Source organism: Phyllobacterium sp. (assembly GCF_037994405.1).
GTDB lineage: Bacteria > Pseudomonadota > Alphaproteobacteria > Rhizobiales > Rhizobiaceae > Phyllobacterium.
Genome location: NZ_JBBNAN010000364.1, coordinates 1 through 7,117 on the forward strand (window position 1 = coordinate 1; position 7,117 = coordinate 7,117).

Below are 7,117 nucleotides of genomic sequence, written 5' to 3' on the forward strand. Positions count from 1 at the left end.
GAGCGGCGCTGATGGGAAACCGTAGCCTGCAACCATCATTGTCTCTCCCAAAAGGAGGAACAAGAGTGCAGCAGCAAAGTAGGTCATGGTCCAGCGGGACAGCACCGCTCCGGGCATAGTATCAATCTCCAGTCAGATCAAAGTGCGAATGCCCGCGGGTTAGTGCCCGCCGCAGGTGCATTCATGAGTGTCGACGGCGGCGGACGTGAGTCTTCCGATGGAAACGCGCCACTGTTCCGGACCCTCTTCAAGATAGTCCCATGAGAATTGCCCGGGAAACTTCGTTTCAAGCTGGTAGTGCAGCGGTCGCGGAGGATGGTCACTGATAATAATGAGCGATGTTCCCACGGGAAGCGCATCGATGAGTGTGAAAATAGTGGAGTGCCGCGCGTGGGGCGCAAGGGTGCGCACATCCAGAACGTGTCCCTTTTCGGTGGCTGTATCTACCATGACGATCTCTCATACGGCCGGTTGCAAGAAATCCGGAATGCATGGCCAAGGCTGGACCGGACCACACGAGTCCTACATCGAAGACGGCCGCGGAAACTTGAGACAGCGCAAACAATTCAGAAAATGACTTTGGAACCCGTTGTTGATTTCGCGCAAAGACCCGCCTGACGGAACGGTCTACTTCTTGGCGCTACCGCCACACGCAGATCAGGAACGTGCCATGGACCCGGAGATTTTGAGAAAGTACGGCGAAGTCCGATTGCCTCGCTATACAAGTTATCCCACCGCCCCGCGGTTTTCGCCAGCCATCGGAAAAGGGACCTACGGGGACTGGTTGCGAAATATTCCCGCCAGCGACCCAGTCTCGCTGTATCTGCACATCCCATTTTGCAGATCGATGTGCTGGTACTGCGGTTGTCATACGACAATCAGCCAACAGGACCAGCCGATCAGCGACTACCTGCATTTTCTCAAGAGCGAAATCGACATGGTTGCCGGGCGGGCTCCCAAACCGTTGCCGATCGGCGAAGTGCATTTCGGCGGCGGCACGCCGACCATCATCCAACCCGAAGAATTTCTGGCGTTGATGGCCCAGCTGCGTCGGTGGTTCGACTTTACTGACGAAACAAACATCGCCGTCGAGATCGATCCGCGCCGGCTGACCAACGACATGGCTGTGGCACTCGGAACTGGAGGCGTCACCCGCGCGAGCCTGGGGGTGCAGACATTCGATCCCGTCGTCCAGAAAGCCATCAACCGAATCCAGACTGAACAACAGACGCTTCAGGCCGTCCGCGATCTTCAGAAAAGCGGCGTGCGCCGTATCAATTTCGACCTGATCTACGGGCTGCCGCACCAGACGGAGCGATCCTGCATTGAAACAACCAAGGCGGCTATCGCCATGAAGCCCGACCGCTTTTCGGTATTTGGATATGCCCATATCCCTTCATTCAAGAAGCATCAGCGGATGATCGACGAAACTGCGCTCGCCGACACCGCCGGGCGCAACGCCCAGGCCGAGGCCATCAGCGAAACGCTCGTCTCGGCCGGATACCGTCAGATCGGTCTCGACCACTTTGCCCTGAAGACCGATGACCTCGTGATTGCTCAAGAGGCGGGGAGGTTGAGACGAAACTTTCAAGGATACACCACCGATAATTGCGAGACGATGATCGGTTTCGGCGCGTCAGCAATCGGTCGGATGGTAGACGGATATGTGCAGAACGAAGTGGCACCGGGACGTTTTGCTCAGTATATCAGGTCCGGCGATCTCGCCACGGTGAAGGGCTATCGCTTTACCGGAGACGATAAGTTTCGTGCGCAGGTGATTGAAAGGCTAATGTGCGATTTCAGCGCAGACATTCCATCGATTGCCGCCGCGCATAGTTTCGATCCCGCCGTGCTTCTTGAGGGCAACAGCCGGCTGAAGCTGTTGGAAGATGACGGAGTGGTTGAAATCAACAATGGCTACGTCCTGGTGAAAAACGGTCATCGCTTCGTCATCCGGGCGGTCGCGGCGGCCTTCGATGCTTACATTGAAGAATCCACCCGGACACATAGTCAGGCCGCATGATCATCAGTTAAGGCGGCCGGCACCGGAGCTGGCCGCCTTAACTGCACAGTACCATCTCAACTAACAAGACCCCGGTAAATTGCAGGAAGGGCAGATGGAAGCTTGGCAATATTGCCGACGACGGCATATCCGTTCCTTCCAAAAATTGCGGGTACGTAGGATTTGGCATCGCGGTCGACAGTAACGCCGAAGACGCTGAGGCCCGAACGGCGCGCTTCCGTCACGGCGCGGCGGCTGTCCTCCAGAGCAAAACGACCCTCGTAGTGGTCGACATCATTGGGTTTGCCGTCGGTCAGAACAAGCAACAGCTTCCTGCGGTTAGGTTGCTGGCAGAGTCCAGCGGATGCGTGCCGTATCGCCGCGCCGATGCGGGTATAATATCCGGGCTTCAGCGCGGCTATACGGCTCTCCACCAGATGGTCCATCCGCTCGCCAAACGCCTTGACAGTTTCGATCCGGACCCAGGATCGCCGCCTTGAGGTGAACGTCAAGATGCAATGGTGATCACCGCAAGCCTGCAGTCCATGTGACAATACCAGCAGCGCTTCCTTTTCGACGTCGAGAACGCGATGATTGGCGAACCAGGCATCTGTCGAAAGCGAAACATCGACGAGGATTGTCACCGCTAAATCATGGGCTTGTGGGCGGCTGTTAAGGTGGACGCGGTCGCTGCCCTGGCCCCCGGAGGCGATATCCGTTCGTGAGCGCACCACGGCATCAAGATCAAGTTCGGCACCGTCGATCTGCGCGCGCAAGATTTCGTGACGTGGCCTGAGCGCTTCGAACTGCCGCTTGACGCGGCGTATAAGACTGGCTGTTGTTGGATCGTGCTCCGGACGCTCGCGCCGAGCCGAAGCGGGAGATGCGAGGATGCGGCAATAATCGGGCAGATAGGTAGAGCTGCGATAGTCCCATTCGGGATAGGTTGTCTCCGATGTCAGCGGCGTTATGTCCAGCGCTTCGGGCGGCAGATCAAGATCGAAGCGGAAGCGCGACGACGGTTTTCCCTTCCGTTCTGCGAGGGTCATGTCATCCAGTTCGTCAGCCGCCTTGTCGTCGTTGTCGTTGCTGTCGTCTCCCGGCCTGTCGACATTGACCATCTCGGCCATGGACAAGATTTTTTCGAAACGGTTAAGAATGAAGGGGCTTCGCTCAGATTTGTCTTTTTCCTCCCTTTCCGCGATATGGGGAGTGGGATCGACCTCCGGAGATTTGCTGCCATGCCCAGGTTGGTCTTCGTCCGGACGGCCGTCGACCTCGTCCCGCCGCCGGGCGTCTGGCCACAGCCCGACGGGCAACATTGGAAGGTATCCCGGAGGTGCCGCATGCGGAAGCAGCAGCGACGACGCGCCGTGGGATTCCCGCCCCTCGTCTTTCAAGAACTGAAGGATCAGGTTCTCGACCTCCTGCTCCACATAGGGAAGTGATCGCGCTTGCCGTCCGGCCAACGTTGCCGCACACAAGCGTCTATAACGGTGCTCCATCCCCGGGAATGCAGACAGTACCGCCTTTACAGTCACCTGGGCTCGAAAAAGGGATTCGAGATCCCGAAGCAGTGGGTCGGATTCCCGGATCGGCTCAAGCCCCATCGCTGCCATGTAGGCCACAAGCCAGAAATAGAAGTCCAGATTGAGCTCACGTTCGGGGAAAGTGTCGATTTCCGGAGGCAGCATCAATGAGGTGTGGCTGCGGCCGGCCTGGACGAGCTTTTCCTCGCCCAGTCCCAGCCGCTGGCGGAACTTCAAACGGTGGGTCGACGTGCGGCCGCGTGCCGGGCTGATCTGCACCGCCCGTTCGCCGCCAAAGCCGCGAAAACAGACACTAAGGACCGGCTTGATATCGCTCAGCCTGACCGCTTGTTCCGGATAGCGCGGTGAAGTCCGCGTGTTGCCCACCAGGCGGTGCCAGAACCGCCCCACCGTTTCCTCAAGTTCAAGAAGGTCGAGCACTATGCGTTCCTGCCGCCAACGACCGCGCGGGAGATTTCCAAGAGCGCCGCCTTGACATCCGCATCGTCCGTCAATGGCTCGATCATCGTCGCGAGAACGGCGTGGCGGATGTCCATACCCGCATTGATCAAACTTGCACAATAGACGAGGAGCCTCGTCGACGCTCCCTCCTCCAGATCGTGCCCCTTCAGGGCCCTAAATTTTTCAGCAAGACTGACGAGCGGAGCCACCTTGTCTTCGGCAAGACCGCTTTCCTTTGCCACCACAGCGATTTCCTGATCTCTCGGCAGGAAATCGAACTCGATGGCGACAAACCGTTGGCGGGTGCTCGGCTTCAATGTCTTGATCAAGTTCTGATAGCCGGGATTGTAGGACGCGACCAGCATGAAGCCTGGCGGAGCCTCGAGCACCTCCCCGGTGCGCTCAAGCGGCAGAATTCGCCTGTCGTCCGTCAAAGAATGCAGCACGACCGTTACGTCCTTGCGTGCTTCGACGATTTCGTCGAGGTAGCATATGCCGCCTTCGCGGACGGCTCTCGTAAGAGGACCGTCGACCCACACGGTGTCGCCACCTTTTAGGAGATAGCGCCCCGTAAGATCGGCTGCTGCCAAATCGTCATGGCAGGAGATGGTCGAAAGGTTCAAGTCAAGCTTTGCCGCCATGTGCCTGATAAAACGGGTTTTTCCGCAACCCGTTGGCCCTTTGAGGAGGAGCGGCAATTGCCGCTCCCATGCGCTTTCGAATATTTCGCGCTCATTGCCGGCCGGACTATAGGCCGGGATGTCGAAGACCGCGCGCGGCGCAATCTGCAGGGCGATATTCATAGCTTGTCTCCATGAAATGGCGTGAAGGACATCTGGGCGCGGACCAGCTTTGCAGCCAAACCGGCGGGTTCCATGATTTCATCTTGGACGGCACGACCGGGATTTCCGCTGCGTTCACGACCAGGGACCAGAACGGCCCAAACAAACATCAGTGCCGAGATCAGGACGAAGATTCCGCTGGCGAGGCGTATCCAGTAGAACACTGCCAGCTGATCCTGGACGTCCATGAAGCTCTCGCCGAGGAACCGTTGGAGATGCACTTGCACGGCACCTGCGAAGGTCAGTGCCAAGGTCATGACCGACATGGCGGTGCACATTATCCAGAAGCTGGCGATCGACATCCGTTGATTGTAGGGCGCACGGCCGCGAAGTTCCGGGATTGCATAGGCCATCACTGCAAGGTTGAGCATGACGTACGCGCCGAAGAAGGCGAGATGGCCGTGGGCCGCCGTCAACTGGGTACCGTGCGTGTAGTAATTCACGACCGACAGCGTATGCAGGAACCCCCAGACACCCGCGCCGAAGAAGGCCATTACCGAACAACCGATCGACCAAAGCAGTGCAGCGCGGTTTGGATGCTTGCGTCCGGCTTTGCGCGTCATGACGATCGTGAAGACCACCATGGTGAAAAACGGGGCGACTTCGAGCGTAGAGAAGAGCGAGCCGATCCACTGCCAGTAGCCGGGTGCGCCGATCCAGTAGTAGTGGTGCCCAGTGCCGAGAATGCCCGAGAAAAGCGCCAGACCGACGATAACATAAAGCCACTTCTCCACCACCTCGCGGTCAATGCCGTTGAGCTTGATCATCAGGAACGCCAGGACAGACGCCATGATAAGTTCCCAGACGCCCTCGACCCAAAGGTGGACGACATACCACCAATACATCTTGTCGAGCGCCAGGTTCGCAGGGTTGTAGAAGGCGAAGAGGAAGAAGATCGGAACACCCCATAACCCGCAGATCAGGATGTTGGTGACAACCGTTTTGCGGCCCTTCAAGATCGTCAGCGTCACATTCGTCATGAACATCAGCGCGACAATGACGATGCCGATCTTGATCGGGAACGGCTGCTCGAGAAACTCTCGCCCCTCATGGAAATGGAAAAGGTAACCGACGACAGCCACGGCGGCGGCGACAAGAAAGAGCCAGAATTGCGCAACAGCCATCTTCGGGCTGAAAAGCTCGTTCTCGGTCTCTTCAGGCAGGAGGTAATAGGTCGCTCCCATGAAGCCCATCAACAGCCAGACGATGAGAGCGTTCGTGTGGATCATCCGTACGATGTTGAAAGGCAAAATCACCGACAGGGTGTTGGGCAGCACATAGATCGTGCCGGCCAAAACTCCGAAGAGAACCTGTGCCATGAACAGGCCGAGTGCGCCGTAAAAGTACAGCAATGCGACCCGCTGCGATTGATATTTCATGTCGTTTGCTCCTGTTGCGCGGATCAATCAGCCAGCGTCGTTCGGTGGCCAATTTTGCGTTTTGATGTGGCTTGTCCATTCGAGGAAATCTGCGAGATCCTTGACTTCCTGTTCGCTGAGGTTGAACTGCGGCATCTGCCTCCTGCCCTCGACGGACGAGGGCTGCGCTGCCATCCAGGCCTTGAGCGCTTCACGCGCGCCTTCCGGATCGCTGTCGCCTCCCCAACGCTTCCAGACATTCCCGAGCTCCGGGGCAAAATACGCGCCCTCACCTTCCAAGGTGTGGCAATTGATGCAGGAGTTTTTCTCCCAGACGTGCTTACCGCGGGCAACCGATTCGGTCAGTTTGCTCTCGTCGGTCGAGACGGTGCGCATATACCAGTGGCTGTGGGCGGTAAGCCCGATGAAAATCGTGAAGAAGAAGATGGACCCGCCGTAAAACACGTTCCGGGCCCCCGTTTTGGTGAGGCGCTCCGCCATCACGTCATCCTTTCAAGTTCAGATGGCCTGGAAATGTGGTTGGCCGTCCCCACCCGCGGGCTTCCAGTGGAAACCGTCGGCGTAATGCCGTGGGCCACCGACCATCACCGATTTCTCGGCGCGCCTCTTTGCGCTTTGGCAAATAAATCGGATTCGTAGACTATCCGCCCAAGTTGATTTGCGAGGTAGCGATGAGCTTCAGCATCGTTGCGGCGGCCAAAAACATCGGCCATGCCAGCAGGGTCCACCGGAGCAAGGTCGAACCTTCACGCAGCCCGAGGAAGTCTAATATCACGATGCGGGCCTTGAGGAGCGAGAGCGCGATGACGGCCGACGCCAGAACGAACGGCGGCACGAAGCCGGGGGCCAGGCTGACCAGCAACGCATTTGTCGCTGCCAAAGCAAGAAGGAGTGACCAGGCCC

Annotated in this window: 6 protein-coding genes and 1 pseudogene; 1 reads left to right on the top strand and 6 read right to left on the bottom strand. The window is 58.0% G+C overall.

Going from position 1 to position 7,117, the window contains the following annotated elements; all coding sequences use genetic code 11:
* Positions 1–159 precede the first annotated feature (159 nt).
* Positions 160–450, bottom strand: coding sequence for a DUF2249 domain-containing protein (locus tag AAAC48_RS20200; protein WP_340655902.1), 291 nt, complete (start codon positions 448–450; stop codon positions 160–162).
* Between the two features lie 220 nt (positions 451–670).
* On the opposite strand from AAAC48_RS20200, the gene hemN reads away from it, so the two are divergent.
* Complete coding sequence (hemN, locus tag AAAC48_RS20205) at positions 671–2,023, top strand: oxygen-independent coproporphyrinogen III oxidase (RefSeq protein ID WP_340655903.1); 1,353 nt, start codon at positions 671–673, stop codon at positions 2,021–2,023.
* 56 nt (positions 2,024–2,079) lie between these two features.
* Here the strand turns inward: hemN and AAAC48_RS20210 are convergent, their stop codons facing one another.
* From AAAC48_RS20210 to AAAC48_RS20230, 5 genes and pseudogenes are all read right to left on the bottom strand, one after another.
* Positions 2,080–3,972: a nitric oxide reductase activation protein NorD gene (locus AAAC48_RS20210; RefSeq protein ID WP_340655904.1), complete on the bottom strand. Its 1,893-nt coding sequence runs from the start codon at positions 3,970–3,972 to the stop codon at positions 2,080–2,082.
* The gene (locus AAAC48_RS20215) at positions 3,972–4,796 is read right to left on the bottom strand and encodes a CbbQ/NirQ/NorQ/GpvN family protein (protein WP_340655905.1); all 825 of its coding nucleotides are present in this window, start codon (positions 4,794–4,796) and stop codon (positions 3,972–3,974) included. The genes AAAC48_RS20210 and AAAC48_RS20215 overlap by 1 nt, the downstream gene beginning before the upstream one ends.
* A gap of 110 nt (positions 4,797–4,906) precedes the next feature.
* Positions 4,907–6,214, bottom strand: a pseudogene (locus AAAC48_RS20220) (cbb3-type cytochrome c oxidase subunit I); the annotation flags it as partial.
* Between the two features lie 27 nt (positions 6,215–6,241).
* The gene (locus AAAC48_RS20225; RefSeq protein ID WP_340655906.1) at positions 6,242–6,694 is read right to left on the bottom strand and encodes a cytochrome c; all 453 of its coding nucleotides are present in this window, start codon (positions 6,692–6,694) and stop codon (positions 6,242–6,244) included.
* Positions 6,695–6,854: 160 nt separating this feature from the next.
* On the bottom strand, positions 6,855–7,117 hold a 263-nt coding region (locus tag AAAC48_RS20230), incomplete at its 5' end, for a cytochrome C oxidase subunit IV family protein (protein ID WP_340655907.1).

What these genes read in the sequence shown, in the direction of transcription:
- AAAC48_RS20200 (WP_340655902.1), bottom strand. Translation starts at nt 450, where the DNA reads ATGGTAGATACAGCCACCGAAAAGGGACACGTTCTGGATGTGCGCACC.
- hemN (WP_340655903.1), top strand. Translation starts at nt 671, where the DNA reads ATGGACCCGGAGATTTTGAGAAAGTACGGCGAAGTCCGATTGCCTCGC.
- AAAC48_RS20215 (WP_340655905.1), bottom strand. Translation starts at nt 4,796, where the DNA reads ATGAATATCGCCCTGCAGATTGCGCCGCGCGCGGTCTTCGACATCCCG.
- AAAC48_RS20225 (WP_340655906.1), bottom strand. Translation starts at nt 6,694, where the DNA reads ATGGCGGAGCGCCTCACCAAAACGGGGGCCCGGAACGTGTTTTACGGC.